The following is a 16,426-nucleotide window of genomic DNA, read 5'->3' as shown; positions in this document are numbered from 1 at the left end:
ATTTGACTTTAGTCCTTAACAACATATGTACCCGTGCCCCACTTGGTGTGGGTGAACGTCTATATATTCATCATATGCTTGGAAAATAAGAAAAAGCAGAGCGTTTTTAGCTCTGCTTTTAGGTCCTAGAGGACAAGAGTGATAACTAGGATGGCTACGAGTGTATTTGTTGCTGTAGAAATAAGGGTTGCGATATCGGCATCTACTGTTGTGACGTTTACGCCGCGGGAACATTCGATGAGAAGTTTTTGGCGGTTTACTTGTTTGTTAGCTGTAAGCTGTAACAAATCTTGTGCGACTAATTCGGCAATTACCCCGTCTGCAATGGATGTCAGAGTTGCCGTTACGACAGCGGCATTAAGTGCTGTTACAACTGATGTTACGGCTTGAACGTCTGTAGATGTAACATTGATGTCACAAGAATCTCTAATAATAATCGTTTCATCTGAAACTTGTTTGTTGAGATTTGCTTGAGCTAGATCTTGGTCGATGAAGGCGTTGTCGTTGCCAAAAAAACCATTGCCATTACAGCAAACGTCGCAATGACATTTTCTTTCGTGTTTTTCTTTATCTTTCTCTTTGTCATCTAACGGATGGTCACAGTCAGGATCAAGTGCAACCCAAGAATATGGTCTGCTTTCCATATCTATTCCTCCTTTTCTTTTACTGTTATTAAATGAGCGAGCCTCTTATTTTGACTGAGTCATATATCCTGATGAAGAACCCTATTTTTTATAAGTGGCTAATTGTTATCGTTTTTCCGTCTTTGTCTGATCTGTTCAATGAGCTGCTCTCTGCGGCTTAATGGTTTTGTGTTCTTTTGCTCTTGCGCGGCTGCTTCTTCTTTTTTCTTCTTTTGGTTTTCTATTAGCGCTTGTGATTTAGCTTGTAAGTCTTTTACAAGATTTAAGAGCATTTCTTTTTCTTCGTCTGATACTTTTTTCATTTTGTCTTTCGTGACACCATGTTTAGAAAATATATTTTGGACCAGCATTTTCGTCATTGGATCAACTTCTGGAAGCTTTGCAAGCTCTTCTTTGAATTTATCGTTATCTGACATTTGTTTTCACCTCGTCTTTTAAGTTTGTGAAAAGAAAGGGTTAAAGGACGTCAAGTTCACTAAGAATGCTGTTTAACACCTGAAGCAAGATTTGTACAAAGGTTATTATCTCGTCGGCAGACAAAGTAATTTTGATGTTGCGGCTGTTGATAATTTTAATGATGGTTCTTTTTTTGATTTGGGAGCTATCGAGAATAAGAATTTCACTTGCCACTGCGTCAGCCAAATCCTCGTCGGCGATGACGAGCTGAGTCGCCACGATAATCATGGTTGTCACAAAGGCTTGTATAGAAAGGGCAGCTGTTATATGTGACGTGTCAATTGTGATATTTTCGCAATCAATCACTTCGATCTGCTGTTCGAATTCGCTTGATAATTGCTCAAATATTGCAGGGTGCAGGGATTCGACTTTTTCTTCAAATGACATAACCTTCACTCCTTTCTTATCCATACTCTATATAATGCAAATGGGGTGCAGAGCGGAATAATAAAAATAACCAATTTTCTGCCGGACAAGATACAATTCATGAAGAATAGGGTTTTGGCATATATGTGAAGGGATCATGATTGGCAAAGGAGTGAACGAGTGGTTATAAATGGGCTGACAATTGTTCTTCTATCGCTTGCGGTCTTTCGGCTCGCCCGCCTGCTGGTGTTTGACACGATTATGGCGCCGCTTCGAAGTCTGTTTCATGAAGAGAAGGAAGAAAAGGATGCGGACGGGAACATTGAAACCTATATCGTGATTAAGGGAACCGGTGTCAGGGCGTTTATTGGTGAATTGCTGAGCTGCTATTGGTGCACAGGCGTGTGGTGTGCCGGCTTTTTGATTTTATGCCAGGCGTTGATCCCGCAAGCGGCGCAGTGGCTGATTTTACTTTTAGCGATCGCCGGCCTTGCCGGCATCATAGAAACGCTCGTATCAAAATGGCTGCAAGAATAAGGCGTTACTACCAGCAACTTTCTGTCAGAATACGCATAAAGTAGCATATATGACATAAGGAAAGGAAGGGGACAAAAATGAATCAGCATCATAAACCTTCCCAAAAATCTCCATATACAGATTCATCGTATCAATCAAAAAAGATAAAAAAGAAAGGCTGCGGGTGCGGAAATAAAAAGAAAAAGCCTCAATAGCCTGGCAAAGAAACCGGAGAACTCCGGTTTTTTGTTTTTTTAACGGGGCGGCCTTGCTCAGCATATATCATAAGCGGGGGGATAAAAGTGAATGAGTTTGAAAAATGGATAGAAGGAAGATATGAACCTCACGAACAAAAGCAAAAAAAGCATGAAGACACGATGGGCAGTATCAGAAAAGACTTGGATGCATTTGATAAAGCCGGTCTGGAATTTGAAGATGAGATTGAAGAGCTGGCTGAAAAAACAGAGGCCTTACTTAAAAAACATCAAGCTCAATATGATCAATCGTAAATCCGCAAACGCCCTATGCGAATATCCAAGCCGATCCAAGCAGCTCACATAGTGTATAGAGAGTAAAGGAGGTGCTTATCTATGGGCTTTGGATACGGATTCGGCGGCGGCTACGGCGGCGGCTGTTATGGCGGTTATGCTGGCGGTTACGGCGGCGGCTATGGTTCAACATTTGTTTTGTTGGTCGTATTATTCATTCTCCTCATCATCGTAGGTGCATCTTTCTTTTAAGATGTATTGAGGAAGTACGGGTTATAACCCGTGCTTCCTTGCCTTGTGTTTATTTTTAAAAATATTGGAAAAGCACATTGTATTATGTGCATTCATACAATACCGTATTACTCCGCCAAAAGGAGGCGCATTATGGATAATCAATTTTTTAAGAACATCGAAAAGAAAACAGGTGTGAAGATGCAGGATGTAATGAATCTTGCCGGATCACTCCAAAACGCTAATTTTAAAGATGAAAATACAGTGCGCAGTGTGATTAACCGCGTAGCGCAGATGGCAAACAGACGCGTGCCAAAAGAATTAGAAGATAAAATTGTGGAATCTATTACAAGCGGAAAAGAAAAGCTTGATTTTGGCACGATTTCTAAAATGATGGATAATAAATAAGTGGATGGCCTGGCTGACTCACTGCAGCGGGCCTTTTTTTACAGTAAAAACCCGGCAGTAATCTGCCGGGCTGTTAATGATGCAAGGGCTGTCTTGTTTTTTGTAGAAGGGGATACAAAAATCTTGAGCGGTTGGCTGTTTTGCCGCGCCTGTTAGCGGGGCAAGACAAATATAAATGCTGTTTCGCCCGGGTCATGGCTACATATAAAAGGCGTCTTTCCTCCTCAAGAGCGGCCTCGTCTCCTTTTCTTGCCGTTTCTAATGAGAAATCGTGCGGAATCGAGCCGTCTACAGTGCCTAACACGTAGACTGTTTTGAATTCAAGGCCTTTTGACCGGTGAATGGTCATCAGCTGAACGCCATCTTCATCCGTTCTGTTTTTCTCAGCGGCCCTCATATGGTCTACGTGGGCAAGAAAGTCAGGAATCGTTTTGAACTTCTTGGCGACAACCTTGATGTCGCGCAGGTCATCGGAACCTTTTTCCAGCTTGTTGCCCTCATTGCCCCGCTTTTTTAAATACTCGGAGAAGCCCATTTTTCCTTCTGCAAAGGTGATGGCTTCTACGGGCTTCATCGTGCGGAGGCTTGCAAAAAACGGTACGATTTTCTTGATTTTGTCCAGCTGGAATGGCTTCAGATCAGGCAATTTGGCCAGCGCTTTGATCATGGTACAGTCCTCTGTGATCGAGAGCGCCTTCAGCGTATTCAAAGCGGACTGTTTTAAAAACAAGGCGGGAAGCAAGTGTTTAATCGCCTCGGTGTCATCCTCATTTTGGCTGGCGTACAAGTAGGCGAGAATCTGGCGGACGATCCGTCTGCTGTAAAACGACTGGACGCCGCGGTCAGCTGTATACGGAATTGACGATTGATGAAGCCTTTCATATATAGCACGGCCTCCGCTGTTTGTGCGGTAAAGAACCGCAAAGTCTTCTGGACTGGCTCCATTTTGAATTTTTTCTTTGATATCGGAAACGACCATTGTGGCTTCTTCCTCTTCATCATAAGGATAAAACAGCACAGGGACCTGAATGTCATCGCGGGCCGCTTCAAGCGTTTTGGCATATCTGTTTTTGTTCTTTTTCACAACGATATCAGCACTAGAGACGATCGGGTGCGTAGACCTGTAGTTCGCAGTTAAATAGATCGTCTTCGCTCCCGGATAATCCTTTTGAAAATCAAGAATGAAAGACGGATTGCTTCCGCGAAACGCGTAGATGGACTGGTCATCGTCTCCGACACAGCACAGGTTTTGCTCCGGGCTGGCGAGCATTTGCATGATTTTGTATTGAACCGGATTAATGTCCTGAAACTCATCAATTAAGATATACGTAAACCGAGATTGATATTGTTCCAGAAGGTCAGGCCGCTCGATAAACAATTCATAGCAGGCTGAAGCCATGTCATCAAAATCAAATTGGCTGTGTTCTTTTTTCTGGCGTTCATAATGTTCATATAAACGATAAACTTGTTTTTCCCACTCATCTTTTAGAGGGATGCGTTCATTTGGGACATAAGTGTTTTTCCAAAAACCGATCTGCTGCAGGGCTTGGTCAACTGGGAATTCTTTCTCATCGATGCCTTCTTCATAGAGTGCTTTTTTGATATATTGTTCCCGCTGCCACTCCATTTTCAGCAGATGCTCACCGTTCCATTTAGCAGAATTAGAGTGATACAAGATCTTATAAAACAGACTGTGGAATGTTCCTGTCACAATTCTTCTGACTTTTGCCGGCTGTAATCCGTACTGGTTCGCCATACGCTCTTTCATTTCAGCGACAGCTTTTGTTGTAAAGGTGACAAGCAGCATATTTTCAGGCGGTATGCCTAAGTGTTCGATCATGTGGGCGGCACGGGCTGTCAGCACCCGTGTTTTTCCGCTCCCCGCACCTGCAAGCACGAGGAGCGGGCCCTCTGTTTCCGTGACAGCTTTCAGCTGATCCGTGTTTAAACCGACAGACGGAAAAAGGCTCGTATCGGGTTCTATTGTTTTTGGCACAAATGGTGTTCCTGGTTTAATGCTTCTAGGACGGTGCCATTCTGTAACAGCTGGGGACGGGTCAGCGGCGATCGCTTTTCCCTTGGGTAAACGAATCACACCAGATTCCTGATCATCTTCTTTTTTCCCCTCTTTAGAGGGCTTCGGTTCGCACGCCTCCTCACATGCCGGAAAATCGCCTGGCTGGCGATGGATAAACTCTGGCGGATCGGCGATGTTAAGCCGTAACAAAACGGGCTTTCCGCAATGAGAACAAAATAAATGTCCTTTTATTCCCTCTTCAAAGAGGAATTGATAATGTTCTCTCGAATATGTATGTAAATGTATGATTCTATCATTCAGTCGGGCGCATTTCAAAAAGGGGTCCTCCCAATCAAAAGGTGTTCATTACAGACAATGACTATCATATCAAAAGAAATGTGTTTCAAAAAGTAAGTTTAAGGGAAAAGAGACATCAGAGGGGTGGGTATTGTATGATATATGCAGGTCAAATTCAGAACCAGCAATACGCTCAATATGCTAATAGAACGATTGGACATAAGCAGGATTATGCCGGAACCGAAAAAATCAGCTATGTCCCGTTTCAGCGGGTATACAAAGAACTGGAAAAGCAGCAGGAGAATCAAACGGCAGCTGAAAGAAAAGTAAACGAGATGAAACGTAAGCGCTCTCTTTATAAGAGATTGCGAGAAAAAGGAATGGGCACATATATTAATCGATATGTATAAAAAACCGTTCATACCAGAGAACGGTTTTTTTATATGCAGTAAAAATCCGGATCTCAAAAGATCCGGATGCGTTCAGTCCTTCATCATTTGTAAGTGCGGAATGCCGGCATCGAGGAATTCTTTTTCAGAAAGCACGCGATACCCGTGTTTCTTGTAAAACGGCACAGCCTGTGTTTGCGCGTTTAAAATGAAACCGGAAGCGCCTCCGTCTGCCGCGGCTTTTTCGAGCGCTTTCATAATGATGCCGCCGACACCGGCTGAGCGGTGGCTTTTCAGTACGCAAATCCGCTCTAACTTGCCGTAGCCGTCCTTCATGCGCCATCTTCCGGCACCGACAGGCTTTTCACCGTCATACACGACGATATGCTCTGACTCATTTTCAAGTTCGTCAATTTCTTCTTCAGCAGGCACGTTTTGTTCTTTGACAAAGACTTCTTCTCTTACATAGAATGCATCTTTCAGTTGTTCTTCATTTTTTGCGATAACTGCTTTCAAACATTATTCTCCTCTGCCTAGCAAGAAGGTTTCATATACTGTCCACGATCCGTTTTCCAACTGGTAGAGCAAGTGGAAACGGTCAACGATTTCTTCATGCGACACTTCCTGCATTTTTAATTGTCCCAGCACATCTGAATGCTCATCGTCGGAAAGATTTTGGCCGACCGTCACATGCGGAACGAAATTATATTCCTGTTCTCCTGCCAACACACCGGTGTATAGCTTTTCATTGAGTGTTTTTAACTCTTCCGTCGGTTCTGCTTTGATGTAAATGACATTATTGACAGGCGCAAATGAGCTGTATTTTGTCATTTTGAGAACGAGTGGGTGGGACTCTTTTGCGATGTTTCTTAAATGTGATACGAGCTGATCCGCTTTCTCCTCCGCGCATTCAAAGGATGCTCTCAGCGTCAAATGAGGCGGGATCAGAGAGTAGCTTGGGTCATAGCGCTTTCTGTAAGAGTTTGCAAGGTCTTGGAGCTTTTTTGATGGAAATAAAACGATTCCGTATTTCATATTATGTCCCTCCTGGAAATAAAGTATGATAGAGTGTTAAAGCATTTTTTTCAGCGCCGGGGTGATGAGCGGCTGCCAGTATGTCCATTTGTGGTCTCCGTCAAATGGCTCGAAATCATAATCGGAAAGCTTTTTCTCCAGCAGCTGTTTCAGCTCCCGGTTCGGTTCTGTAAAGTCCAGAATGTTCCCGTCTGTCGTGTGGACGTCAGTTTCTTTTGTTCCGATTTGGTGATAAATAGAGAGGTGTTTGATATCGTCTGACTGTTTTACGGCTTCTAGTACGTGTTTGTCAACATAGGGAGACTGCATGATGATGTTGCCAAACATATTCGGATAATCAAGCGCTGTCATAAGTGACACGGTTGCTCCGAGCGAATCACCGATCAGCGTTCGGCCGTAACCGATCTGATAGGTTGGATACTCATCATCTGCAAAAGGAACGAGCTCATGGGCGATGAACCGTTTATACGCCGAAAATTTTGAACCCTCCGGATGATAGGTGTTTCTGCGCTCTTTTACATCCTTATAGGGAACACCGATAATAATGCACCGGTCTATTTCGTGTTTCGACAGCAATTCCTCAACCTGTCTGCCGATTCTCCCCAGCCTGAAATAATCGTGGCCGTCCTGTGCGATAATGACATGGTATTTATAAAGCGGGGAGTAGTTGGACGGCAGATAAACAAGCAAGGTCATTTCCTCGTTAAGCTCTTTTGAAAAGAATTTCTTTTCTTGCACTGTGCCGTTTTTCGGTGCCATAAAAACATTCCTCCAGGACATCACTATACTTTCTTGCATTTTCAATTATTGTACCATGAATTATTAGAAATTTCTCTCTTTAAACGGTTCGGCACACGAAGAAAAAAGTGTTGAAATAAACTGTGAATTGCGCTAATATAAAACAATCAGAAAATTGAAATCGATATTTCTTATCGTGAGAGGTGGAGGGACTGGCCCTTAGAAACCTCAGCAACCGGCTTGTTTTGCATGTGCAAAGCGCCAAGGTGCTAAATCCAGCAAGCGTTTTTTATGCTTGGAAGATAAGAAGAAGCGTTAAACCCCTTCTTCTTATGAAGAAGGGGTTTTTATTTTGAAAAGGGAAGGTGTCAGCTATATGTCACAGCACGTTGAAACGAAATTAGCCCAAATTGGGAACCGTAGCGATGAAGTCACGGGAACAGTGAGTGCTCCTATCTATTTATCAACAGCATACCGCCACAGAGGGATCGGAGAATCTACCGGATTTGATTATGTCCGCACAAAAAATCCGACACGCCAGCTTGTTGAGGACGCGATCGCTAACTTAGAAAACGGCGCGAGAGGGCTTGCCTTTAGTTCGGGAATGGCTGCTATCCAAACGATTATGGCGCTGTTTAAAAGCGGAGATGAACTGATCGTTTCATCGGACCTATATGGCGGCACGTACCGTTTATTTGAAAATGAATGGAAAAAATACGGATTGACTTTTCATTATGATGATTTCAGCGATGAGGACTGTTTACGCTCTAAGATTACGCCGAATACAAAAGCGGTGTTTGTGGAAACGCCGACAAACCCCCTCATGCAGGAGGCGGACATTGAACATATTGCCCGGATTACAAAGGAGCACGGTCTTCTGCTGATTGTAGATAATACATTTTATACACCGGTCTTGCAGCGGCCGCTTGAGCTGGGAGCTGACATTGTCATTCACAGCGCAACCAAGTATTTAGGCGGGCATAACGATCTGCTTGCTGGACTTGTCGTGGTGAAGGATGAGCGGCTCGGAGAGGAAATGTTTCAGCATCAAAATGCGATCGGCGCCGTCCTGCCGCCATTTGATTCGTGGCTTCTGATGAGAGGAATGAAGACGCTGAGCCTCAGAATGCGTCAGCATCAGGCAAACGCGCAGGAGCTTGCGGCGTTTTTAGAAGAGCAGGAAGAAATTTCGGATGTGCTGTATCCCGGAAAAGGCGGCATGCTGTCCTTCCGTCTGCAAAAAGAAGAATGGGTCAATCCGTTTTTAAAAGCACTGAAGACCATTTGTTTTGCAGAAAGCCTCGGCGGGGTGGAAAGCTTTATTACATACCCTGCGACCCAGACGCACATGGATATTCCTGAAGAGATCCGCATCGCAAACGGGGTGTGCAATCGGTTGCTGCGCTTTTCTGTCGGTATTGAACATGCGGAAGATTTAAAAGAGGATCTAAAACAGGCATTATGTCAGGTCAAAGAGGGAGCTGTTTCATTTGAGTAAACACAATTGGACGCTGGAAACCCAGCTCGTGCACAATCCATTTAAAACAGACGGCGGAACCGGGGCGGTCAGTGTACCGATTCAGCACGCCTCGACTTTTCACCAATCTTCATTTGAAGAGTTCGGGGCATATGATTACAGCCGCTCTGGCACGCCGACAAGAACAGCTCTCGAAGAAACAATTGCCGCACTGGAAGGCGGAACAAGAGGATTTGCTTTCAGTTCAGGCATGGCTGCCATCTCAACAGCATTTTTACTGCTGTCACAGGGTGATCACGTTCTTGTGACAGAAGATGTATACGGCGGAACCTTCCGTATGGTGACAGAGGTGCTGACCCGGTTTGGCATTGAGCATACGTTTGTCGACATGACGGATCGTAATGAAGTGGCGCGGAGCATCAAGCCGAACACAAAGGTCATTTATATGGAGACGCCATCAAATCCGACACTTGGGATTACGGATATTAAAGCAGTTGTTCAGCTTGCAAAAGAAAACGGCTGCCTGACCTTTCTGGACAATACATTTATGACACCGGCACTGCAGCGTCCGCTTGATCTCGGCGTGGATATTGTACTTCACAGCGCGACAAAATTCTTAAGCGGACACAGCGATGTGCTCTCAGGTTTGGCTGCTGTCAAAGATGAAGAGCTTGGGAAGCAGCTGTATAAGCTGCAAAACGCGTTCGGCGCCGTCCTTGGCGTGCAAGATTGCTGGCTTGTCCTGCGCGGATTAAAAACGTTGCAGGTCCGTTTAGAGAAAGCGAGCCAAACAGCCCAGCGGCTTGCGGAATTTTTCCAGAAGCATCCGGCGGTGAAGCGCGTGTATTATCCGGGACTGGCTGATCATCCCGGCGCTGAAACCCATAAAAGCCAGTCAACGGGAGCGGGCGCCGTGCTATCTTTTGAGCTTGAAAGCAAAGAGGCCGTTAAGAAGTTAGTCGAGAATGTGTCACTGCCGGTCTTCGCTGTCAGCCTTGGCGCCGTGGAATCGATTTTGTCCTATCCGGCAACGATGTCTCACGCGGCAATGCCTAAGGAAGAGCGTGAAAAACGCGGTATCACTGATGGCCTGCTCCGTCTGAGTGTGGGCGTCGAACATGCAGACGATTTAGAACACGATTTCGAACAAGCGCTGAAAGAAATTGCTCCAGTTGCGGTTCGTTAAAAAAGAAGCCGGGGATGGCCCGGCTTCTTTTATTATTGTTCGTCATCAGGATTCAGAATCGCGAGGACTTGATGATCCTCCCAAACGCCATTAATTTTTACATTTTTTCGGGCGATGCCTTCTTTATGAAATCCCGCTTTTTCTAAAACACGCATGGACCCGAGATTACGGGGCATCACACCGGCTTCAATCCGATGCAGTTTCAATTCGTGGAACGCATAATCAACAACCAATCTGACTGCCTCTGTCATAATGCCCTTTCCATTATGGGCTTTGTCTAAAAAATACCCGATGAACGCAGTTTGCAGCGCGCCACGGATGATTTGAAAGAGCGAAACCGTCCCGATTAATCTATCGTCTGGCGCTGTAAAGATGCCAAAATGATATTCTTCATCTTTCTCAAGTCTTTCCTGATACTCGGTTATCCGTTTTCTTTGCCCCTCAACCGTATAGTAATCGTCTGCGCGTATCATAGAAAACTGTTCGAAAAAATCTCGATTTTCACTTTGCAGCCGCAGGTTTTCTTCGGCATCCGTTACTTCTAAAGGTCTAACATAAATGGTTTTTCCTTTTAACATACAGTGATCTCTCCGTTCTCGTGTCAGCATTCCTCTTACATTATTCTCAGGGAAATGCAAATATCCTTTTTATAAGAAGGAAGAAAACCAATTTCCCATAAAAGTGCCAACATAGTTGCCGATTAAGTAGCCGAGCGTACCGACAAGCATGATCGGGGCGACAAGCTCCCGCCATCCCTTGGCAATTGCCATCGCAGCCGCAGTCGTCGGTCCCCCGACAGTAGCGTTGACGGCGAGCAGAATTTCTTCAAGCCGCACACGGAACAATTTTCCGGCAGCTAAGGAAACCGCTAAATTGCTAATCGCAATGATAAACACGAATAATAGAATAAGAGGCGCATTCGTGACGATTAAGCGGAGATCGGCAGGAATGCCGATCACCACAAAAAACAAATAAATCAAAAAGGTTCCAAGCTCCTGAGATCCATTGAGCCTTTCAAAAAAACGCGGGAAAAGAAAAATGATAAGAACAGTTAAAGACGTAAGAACTAGGTACTGATCGCCAAGCGTACCGGTCAGCAGGGGATGAGAAAAAATGCTTTTAAAATAACCGGAAACCTTCATACTTACCGCAACAAGCGTGAAAGCAGCACCGGCATTAAATGCGATATCCTTTAAGGAAATATCCTTCCGTTTCCAATAGCTTTCAGCACTGTTTCCGCTGTTTCCATCGGCTTTTACCTTCTCTTCAAACGGCATGGCATAATGCCGCTGAAACCATTTGACTGCAGGAATACTGATTAAAATAAAAAACAAAAGCGCCATCATAAAATTATCAGCCACAACGGTAGCCGACACATATTCACCAGGCGTCTCAAATTTTGCCGCCATCGCCGCAAAGTTGACCCCGCCGCCGATATAAGAGGCGCTGATCATCCCGCCGATTTTATCGAGATAGGGAATATGCTGTTTGAGTAGAAAAAAAGCCAGGATACTGCCAAGCACTGTTCCAACGGAGCTAATCAGAAAAATAAACAGCAAACGCCTGCTTTCCTTAAAAATTTGCCGAACATTGATCTGAAACAATAAAAGTGGTATCGCCAGCGGTACCACATAAGACCACACAGTGTCATACACAGGCGACTCAACAGGAAGCACTCCTACATTTGTAAACACCATAGCACCTGCAAGGGCGATAATAGCGCCCGACACAGCGGACGCCCACTTAAAGCGCTGCTCCAGCCCGATACTCACTGCCGCCCACACCGCAATAAACCCCCATAATACCCATACATCATCAGAAGAAATCAAAGAATGCAAAACCCCATCACCTCTATTGTTAGAAAATTAAGACATATTATAATAGCCGGGGAACGGAACAGCAAGTCCAAAAAAAGTTTTTCTAAAAAAGCAGTTGACGAATAGAAGGGAAGGTTATATAATAGAACTTGTCAGAAAGACAACAACATACCCAGCAACACATACATATCATGATTCCGTAGCTCAGCTGGGAGAGCGCTACCTTGACAGGGTAGAGGTCGCTGGTTCGAGCCCAGTCGGAATCATAGCTTAAACCCTTGCGTAGCAAGGGTTTTTTATTTTGCCTATTTATTGATTTTGTCATCATTCATCGAGTTGGGGACGGAAGTTTTTTTAAGCTGATTTTGAAGTGAATTCAAAATCAGCTCTGTTTCTATGCTAGGTTAAAGTTTCAATATTCTTTTCGATTTTTTGAATAACTTGTTCGAGCCATATGATTGGAGATACGCCGTAACTAAGAACGTCCACTCCGTCAGCAGCTTCATCGATAAAATCATTCTTTTCTTCATCCGAATAATCGCTGTTAATAAAATCTTTCAATGCAACTATATCAGTTTCTTGCTCTTCTTTTGGAATCTCTTCTAAGTATTCGTCCAGTGCTGACTCTGGAGCTTCTATATCTTGATGAAATATACCTCCTAGAAATTGAAATACAGGTTCAGATATTTCGATTTCAATCATTACTTATCACCACCAAGAAATGTTAACTTCAAATCTGAGAAATGGTGCGTATCTTATTCTATATAACTTTCTGTTATATCAATATCATTTGTCATTTCTAAGTCAGGGTATTTTTCATCTAATTTTCTTAAACAATTAATAAGTTCTTTACTTTGCAAACTTTCAGCTAAATCTTCAAATACTTCACTGATCCAATATAAATCTTCTTTATTACAATTTTCTAGATAGCTAATTGAATTTTCCTCATTTTCTGAGAGTACTTCAATTATTTCATCCCAACTCTTTTGAATTTCATAGTCATCATTAAGATTAAGTTCTTTTCTTTTAATTAATATAGCTTCCATTTTTTTCTCTAAGTTCATATTGGTCCTCTTAACTAAGAAGGGCTATTATTTTCAGCTTGCTTTTCCTATTGTTACATCTCCATCATGGAAAAATTCAATAACATAACCAGATTCGCTGAACATGAAAGTATCTGAACCTACAGCAGTTACATCATCAATTACGTTTAAAGCGTTGTCTAAGCTGGTTTTTACAGCTGGATAATCACCATAAGCCCAGAGGAGAATAACATTTTTGTCATCTATTTTATTCTCAATTAACCATTCGTCGATATCTTCAGCATAATCAATAGATCTGTGAGTAGTTACTTCATCCCATTTAATTCTTCCCCATGATGTGAAGGGGAAGCTTTCGCCAAGTTGTTCATGATATTTGCGTGTCTCAGAAATAGTGAGGACTTCTTTGTTATCTCCAAGAGCTTCTAGACATTCTTCGTATAAAGTCATATTAACACTTCCTATTTATTTAAATGTTTTAAAAGGGATTTATAAGTATCTTCGTTTCCGTTAAAAGGTATATAATATTTCTTTGCCTTATCTCCTTTTCCATTTCTATAATCCTCAACATTTATATGAGGTCCCTTTTCGGGGTCATAATCTAATCTCCAAAGGACTTTATTATCTCCAGACATTCGGCCAGTAACTTTACCAAAGCCTGCGCTTTTAGATAAAGTACCTATAAAAGGTTTTGAATCTATTCCTAAATCACCAATTAGATTTAGCGCCTCATTTCTAGCTTGTTCATATGTATCTACCTTTGGAAGCGCGACTTCTCTTGATTTTTTGGAAAGGCCTTTTTTAACTGTCTTGTTGTTTGATGACTTACCATTGATTGATTTAAAGAATACACTATCTTTAGTGGAATCGGCTATTCTTTTTAGGAGCGGCGTATTTTTAACGTTAATAGTATTCCCGGCGTCTTGTAGAATCCCTTCTAATGCAGGAGTATATCGATTAACATAAGGTTTGACAGATGGATTGCCATTCTTAATCTTTTCACTAGCTGCTTTCCCAACTTTAGCAAGATCCTTCGAGCCTGTTGAGACAGAGGACTTTCCACCTTTCAATAATAGAAGACTTCCGCCCAAATAAGTAACATAGTGCAGCCGTGTGTATGCATCCCCGTGAATCATTTTTGTATCCCAATTATCCTTCAATGTGTCGACCATACTTTGAAAGGCAGCTTGATAGTCGTATTCCAGAACTGTATCCAGCACTTTTTGAGGATCCTTGTTTAAGTTGTCAATTGTCCAACCGATATTCCATCCGAATTGAATGGCTCCTTCACCGGTATCCTTGGCAAGATCGTATAAACCAACAATCGCACCTTTGGCGCCATCACCTATGATTTGCAACACTTCTTTTCCGTTATCCATGAAAGCTTTACGCTGTTCAAGAAATGAAACAAATTCAAGCTGTTCAGAGGTAAGGTTCTCATATCCGACCTTCTTGGCAATTTCTAAGTATTCATCCGGATCCGTCACGCCATCAGCTAGCTTCTTCTTCAATTCTTTGATTTCTCGTTCTTTTGCTTCATCTTTCTTGATCTTCAAATAAGCTTCAGTCTGTTTCTCGATATCGCCTTTTCTCTTATGTATATCACTTTCTCGATAAGCCTTGGCATTATAATGGATTGGTGTAGCATTCTTGCCTTTGCCTGTGGATTCCTCAAGCTTTTGGAAGTCCTTCTTGATGAATTGCTCGTTTGGCTCTGATTGGGCATATTCAGTAACAAGTGCTTCGTCCACGCTGCCTAGTTTATCGACTGTTTTTTTGCGTTTGTCCTCCGCATCGGCGAGTTCGTCTTTAAAGTCCTCAGTTGAAAACAGATCAAGCGGAAGGATATCGTCGATATCATGTAAGATATCTTTCATGGCTTTCTTTTGTTCAGACATAATAGATTTTGATTTTGTGTAGGCGTTAGCCAGCTCGTGTTCTAAGAAGGATTCTTCTATATAAGCATCAGATAAGCTGGCGTCCTCTAGAGTGCCTGAAATGCTTGTCAAGAAAGCAATTTTCATATCAAGTAAGTCAATCCAATTGTCAGCTACACCTGCATGGTCTTGATAAAATGCTTTAATGTTGTCAGCACCTTTGCCGGAAAACTCACTGTCATCTAAATCAGCTACAGCTTTAAAAGCCTTTTTTAGATTGACCATCTGACTTCTTAATTCTTTGTATTCCTTTGCACGTCTATCTGCTTCTGAAAGCAGTGATTTGGCTTCAAATACTTTCATGTTCATATCCTTTCGTTTGAATAGCTCCAACGAGATTTTACCATGGGAAAATGAAGAAATAGACAGCGATGTGATTCAAAAGTGTGAAATGAATAATTTGATCTGTGTCAATTTACCTACTCGGATTATTTGTTTGGAAACTGATGACGCAGTAAGACGATTCCAGCTGATGAATGGTTTAAGTCCTAATGGCATTTATGGCCCGAAAACTAAAGCGAAGCTCGAATCCCTTCTTAAATAAAAATAGCCCTCCTCAATTGGAGGGCTATTTTTATTTAATAGAAACGTGATGTGTGTACCAGTTTCCGGTTGCAGTGAATCGTAATTCCATATGGCCGTGGCGGTTACCTCCATACTTTACAAACGTGTAATCAGAATTGGCGATTGCATCCTTAGCCGTTTTATCAATGTTTGCAATTTTCTTGGAAGTGATTTTACCATTCCAGCCAGCAAAACCTGAAGCGGATGCACTTGGCGGGCTTTCCCACTTTGTTATTTTCTTTCCATACTCGTATGAATAGTTGTCACTTACTCGAATATCATATAATTTTATCCCTGTAAACTTTACAGCGTAATAGCCACTTGCAGTTTTATTTTGGGTGGCCTGTGTTTTTATCTTTTCCATTCCCATATCTGTACTTACGCCCATTTCCACAGTGAAACCATTACCGAGATCAATTTCTTGATATGGATGATCTTTGCTGACATGCATACTGTTTAAAGCCTTATTCACTTCTTTAACAGTTGGGATTTTCTCAGATGAAAGGGTTCTCAAGTTTTTTTGTTTTGTTACCTCGTGAAAGGTCGCCTTATCAATAATCAGATCAGAATTCTTGTCCACTTTTTCGGCAGCATTTGCACTTTGAAGACTAAACAGAGATGAAAAACTCAAAGCTAGGGCAAAAACCACACCCACAAGTAACTTTTTCATTTTATCCCTCCTTAATGTTTTCGTCCCCATCTTATCTTAATGTATAATATTGGTAAATGGGATGAAAGTAACAAATGGTGCTATTGATTAAAGTATTAGGCTTTGAAGGAGCGGGAAGATTGAAAAGTAAATGAATGGTTTTACCCATTT

21 protein-coding genes, 1 tRNA gene, 1 pseudogene and 1 riboswitch are annotated in these 16,426 nt (G+C 42.6%); of the genes and pseudogenes, 9 read left to right on the top strand and 14 right to left on the bottom strand.

Going from position 1 to position 16,426, the window contains the following annotated elements:
* Positions 1-125 precede the first annotated feature (125 nt).
* The 3 genes from cotX to cotV form a co-directional block, all read right to left on the bottom strand.
* Positions 126-644 carry a spore coat protein CotX gene (gene cotX / locus M1D94_RS14940; protein ID WP_003244668.1) on the bottom strand — a complete coding sequence of 173 codons (519 nt, stop codon included), beginning with the start codon at positions 642-644 and terminating at the stop codon, positions 126-128.
* Between the two features lie 98 nt (positions 645-742).
* A complete protein-coding gene (gene cotW, locus M1D94_RS14935; RefSeq protein ID WP_003245818.1) occupies positions 743-1,060 on the bottom strand; it encodes a spore coat protein CotW in 318 nt (105 codons plus the stop codon).
* A 40-nt stretch (positions 1,061-1,100) separates the two neighbouring features.
* Positions 1,101-1,487, bottom strand: a complete 387-nt coding sequence (gene cotV, locus M1D94_RS14930; protein ID WP_003244871.1) for a spore coat protein CotV — start codon at positions 1,485-1,487, stop codon at positions 1,101-1,103.
* A 159-nt stretch (positions 1,488-1,646) separates the two neighbouring features.
* Here cotV and yjcA point away from each other — a divergent pair, with 159 nt between their 5' ends.
* The 4 genes from yjcA to spoVIF all read left to right on the top strand — a co-directional run bounded on the left by yjcA (position 1,647) and on the right by spoVIF (position 3,109).
* On the top strand, positions 1,647-2,003 hold the full coding sequence (gene yjcA / locus M1D94_RS14925) for a sporulation protein YjcA (RefSeq protein ID WP_014476457.1): 357 nt from the start codon (positions 1,647-1,649) through the stop codon (positions 2,001-2,003).
* A 281-nt stretch (positions 2,004-2,284) separates the two neighbouring features.
* On the top strand, positions 2,285-2,491 hold the full coding sequence (locus M1D94_RS14920) for a hypothetical protein (protein ID WP_014479470.1): 207 nt from the start codon (positions 2,285-2,287) through the stop codon (positions 2,489-2,491).
* Positions 2,492-2,572: 81 nt separating this feature from the next.
* Positions 2,573-2,722, top strand: a complete 150-nt coding sequence (yjcZ, locus tag M1D94_RS14915) for a sporulation protein YjcZ (RefSeq protein WP_003232872.1) — start codon at positions 2,573-2,575, stop codon at positions 2,720-2,722.
* Between the two features lie 132 nt (positions 2,723-2,854).
* Complete coding sequence (gene spoVIF / locus M1D94_RS14910) at positions 2,855-3,109, top strand: sporulation-specific transcription regulator SopVIF (protein WP_003232870.1); 255 nt, start codon at positions 2,855-2,857, stop codon at positions 3,107-3,109.
* 73 nt (positions 3,110-3,182) lie between these two features.
* Here spoVIF and M1D94_RS14905 read toward each other — a convergent pair whose 3' ends face one another.
* Complete coding sequence (locus M1D94_RS14905; protein WP_456270268.1) at positions 3,183-5,462, bottom strand: ATP-dependent helicase; 2,280 nt, start codon at positions 5,460-5,462, stop codon at positions 3,183-3,185.
* 116 nt (positions 5,463-5,578) lie between these two features.
* Between M1D94_RS14905 and M1D94_RS14900 the strand changes: the two genes are divergently transcribed.
* A complete protein-coding gene (locus tag M1D94_RS14900; RefSeq protein ID WP_003232866.1) occupies positions 5,579-5,833 on the top strand; it encodes a hypothetical protein in 255 nt (84 codons plus the stop codon).
* A 72-nt stretch (positions 5,834-5,905) separates the two neighbouring features.
* On the opposite strand, the gene M1D94_RS14895 is transcribed toward M1D94_RS14900, so the two are convergent.
* From M1D94_RS14895 to M1D94_RS14885, 3 genes are read right to left on the bottom strand one after another with little or no spacing between them, the layout of a single operon-like run.
* Positions 5,906-6,328: a GNAT family N-acetyltransferase gene (locus tag M1D94_RS14895; protein WP_003245407.1), complete on the bottom strand. Its 423-nt coding sequence runs from the start codon at positions 6,326-6,328 to the stop codon at positions 5,906-5,908.
* A gap of 3 nt (positions 6,329-6,331) precedes the next feature.
* Entirely contained in the window at positions 6,332-6,847 is a 516-nt protein-coding gene (locus M1D94_RS14890) for a YjcG family protein (protein WP_003232861.1), read from the bottom strand.
* Between the two features lie 36 nt (positions 6,848-6,883).
* On the bottom strand, positions 6,884-7,606 hold the full coding sequence (locus M1D94_RS14885) for an esterase family protein (protein ID WP_041345446.1): 723 nt from the start codon (positions 7,604-7,606) through the stop codon (positions 6,884-6,886).
* 167 nt (positions 7,607-7,773) lie between these two features.
* Positions 7,774-7,894, top strand: a riboswitch (SAM riboswitch).
* Positions 7,895-7,961: 67 nt separating this feature from the next.
* Between M1D94_RS14885 and metI the strand changes: the two genes are divergently transcribed.
* Positions 7,962-9,083 (top strand): cystathionine gamma-synthase/O-acetylhomoserine thiolyase, encoded by a 1,122-nt coding sequence (metI, locus tag M1D94_RS14880; RefSeq protein WP_003232857.1) that lies wholly within the window; start codon positions 7,962-7,964, stop codon positions 9,081-9,083.
* Entirely contained in the window at positions 9,076-10,248 is a 1,173-nt protein-coding gene (gene metC / locus M1D94_RS14875) for a cystathionine beta-lyase (protein ID WP_021479530.1), read from the top strand. Before metI ends, metC begins: the two co-directional genes overlap by 8 nt.
* 32 nt (positions 10,249-10,280) lie before the next feature.
* Here metC and M1D94_RS14870 read toward each other — a convergent pair whose 3' ends face one another.
* Both M1D94_RS14870 and M1D94_RS14865 read right to left on the bottom strand, forming a co-directional pair.
* On the bottom strand, positions 10,281-10,826 hold the full coding sequence (locus M1D94_RS14870) for a GNAT family N-acetyltransferase (protein ID WP_041850965.1): 546 nt from the start codon (positions 10,824-10,826) through the stop codon (positions 10,281-10,283).
* A gap of 69 nt (positions 10,827-10,895) precedes the next feature.
* On the bottom strand, positions 10,896-12,086 hold the full coding sequence (locus M1D94_RS14865; protein WP_424934969.1) for a DUF819 family protein: 1,191 nt from the start codon (positions 12,084-12,086) through the stop codon (positions 10,896-10,898).
* A 172-nt stretch (positions 12,087-12,258) separates the two neighbouring features.
* Between M1D94_RS14865 and M1D94_RS14860 the strand changes: the two genes are divergently transcribed.
* Positions 12,259-12,331 (top strand) — tRNA-Val (locus M1D94_RS14860).
* A gap of 133 nt (positions 12,332-12,464) precedes the next feature.
* On the opposite strand, the gene M1D94_RS14855 is transcribed toward M1D94_RS14860, so the two are convergent.
* The 4 genes from M1D94_RS14855 to M1D94_RS14840 are packed head-to-tail and all read right to left on the bottom strand — an operon-like array spanning position 12,465 to position 15,345.
* On the bottom strand, positions 12,465-12,767 hold the full coding sequence (locus M1D94_RS14855; protein ID WP_159376766.1) for a contact-dependent growth inhibition system immunity protein: 303 nt from the start codon (positions 12,765-12,767) through the stop codon (positions 12,465-12,467).
* A 53-nt stretch (positions 12,768-12,820) separates the two neighbouring features.
* Complete coding sequence (locus M1D94_RS14850; protein WP_159376767.1) at positions 12,821-13,129, bottom strand: hypothetical protein; 309 nt, start codon at positions 13,127-13,129, stop codon at positions 12,821-12,823.
* A 33-nt stretch (positions 13,130-13,162) separates the two neighbouring features.
* Complete coding sequence (locus tag M1D94_RS14845; RefSeq protein ID WP_003232847.1) at positions 13,163-13,555, bottom strand: CDI toxin immunity protein; 393 nt, start codon at positions 13,553-13,555, stop codon at positions 13,163-13,165.
* An 11-nt stretch (positions 13,556-13,566) separates the two neighbouring features.
* Positions 13,567-15,345 carry a T7SS effector LXG polymorphic toxin gene (locus M1D94_RS14840; protein WP_282627448.1) on the bottom strand — a complete coding sequence of 593 codons (1,779 nt, stop codon included), beginning with the start codon at positions 15,343-15,345 and terminating at the stop codon, positions 13,567-13,569.
* Between the two features lie 136 nt (positions 15,346-15,481).
* Here M1D94_RS14840 and M1D94_RS14835 point away from each other — a divergent pair.
* Positions 15,482-15,586, top strand: a pseudogene (locus M1D94_RS14835) (peptidoglycan-binding domain-containing protein); the annotation flags it as partial.
* Positions 15,587-15,616: 30 nt separating this feature from the next.
* On the opposite strand, the gene M1D94_RS14830 reads toward M1D94_RS14835, so the two are convergent.
* On the bottom strand, positions 15,617-16,276 hold the full coding sequence (locus M1D94_RS14830; RefSeq protein WP_029317634.1) for a hypothetical protein: 660 nt from the start codon (positions 16,274-16,276) through the stop codon (positions 15,617-15,619).
* Positions 16,277-16,426: the final 150 nt, after the last annotated feature.

The sequence above is a fragment of the Bacillus sp. JZ109 genome, assembly GCF_053903135.1.
The sequence above is the reverse complement of the archived record's forward strand: the minus strand, read 5'-3'. Positions and strand labels throughout refer to the sequence as shown.

Coding starts and splice junctions, on each gene's coding strand:
- spoVIF (WP_003232870.1), top strand. CDS start 2,855: ATGGATAATCAATTTTTTAAGAACATCGAAAAGAAAACAGGTGTGAAG.
- cotX (WP_003244668.1), bottom strand. CDS start 644: ATGGAAAGCAGACCATATTCTTGGGTTGCACTTGATCCTGACTGTGAC.
- M1D94_RS14830 (WP_029317634.1), bottom strand. CDS start 16,276: ATGAAAAAGTTACTTGTGGGTGTGGTTTTTGCCCTAGCTTTGAGTTTT.
- cotV (WP_003244871.1), bottom strand. CDS start 1,487: ATGTCATTTGAAGAAAAAGTCGAATCCCTGCACCCTGCAATATTTGAG.
- M1D94_RS14890 (WP_003232861.1), bottom strand. CDS start 6,847: ATGAAATACGGAATCGTTTTATTTCCATCAAAAAAGCTCCAAGACCTT.
- metI (WP_003232857.1), top strand. CDS start 7,962: ATGTCACAGCACGTTGAAACGAAATTAGCCCAAATTGGGAACCGTAGC.
- M1D94_RS14850 (WP_159376767.1), bottom strand. CDS start 13,129: ATGAACTTAGAGAAAAAAATGGAAGCTATATTAATTAAAAGAAAAGAA.
- M1D94_RS14855 (WP_159376766.1), bottom strand. CDS start 12,767: ATGATTGAAATCGAAATATCTGAACCTGTATTTCAATTTCTAGGAGGT.
- cotW (WP_003245818.1), bottom strand. CDS start 1,060: ATGTCAGATAACGATAAATTCAAAGAAGAGCTTGCAAAGCTTCCAGAA.
- M1D94_RS14870 (WP_041850965.1), bottom strand. CDS start 10,826: ATGTTAAAAGGAAAAACCATTTATGTTAGACCTTTAGAAGTAACGGAT.
- M1D94_RS14900 (WP_003232866.1), top strand. CDS start 5,579: ATGATATATGCAGGTCAAATTCAGAACCAGCAATACGCTCAATATGCT.
- M1D94_RS14840 (WP_282627448.1), bottom strand. CDS start 15,345: ATGAAAGTATTTGAAGCCAAATCACTGCTTTCAGAAGCAGATAGACGT.
- M1D94_RS14885 (WP_041345446.1), bottom strand. CDS start 7,606: ATGGCACCGAAAAACGGCACAGTGCAAGAAAAGAAATTCTTTTCAAAA.
- yjcZ (WP_003232872.1), top strand. CDS start 2,573: ATGGGCTTTGGATACGGATTCGGCGGCGGCTACGGCGGCGGCTGTTAT.
- M1D94_RS14845 (WP_003232847.1), bottom strand. CDS start 13,555: ATGACTTTATACGAAGAATGTCTAGAAGCTCTTGGAGATAACAAAGAA.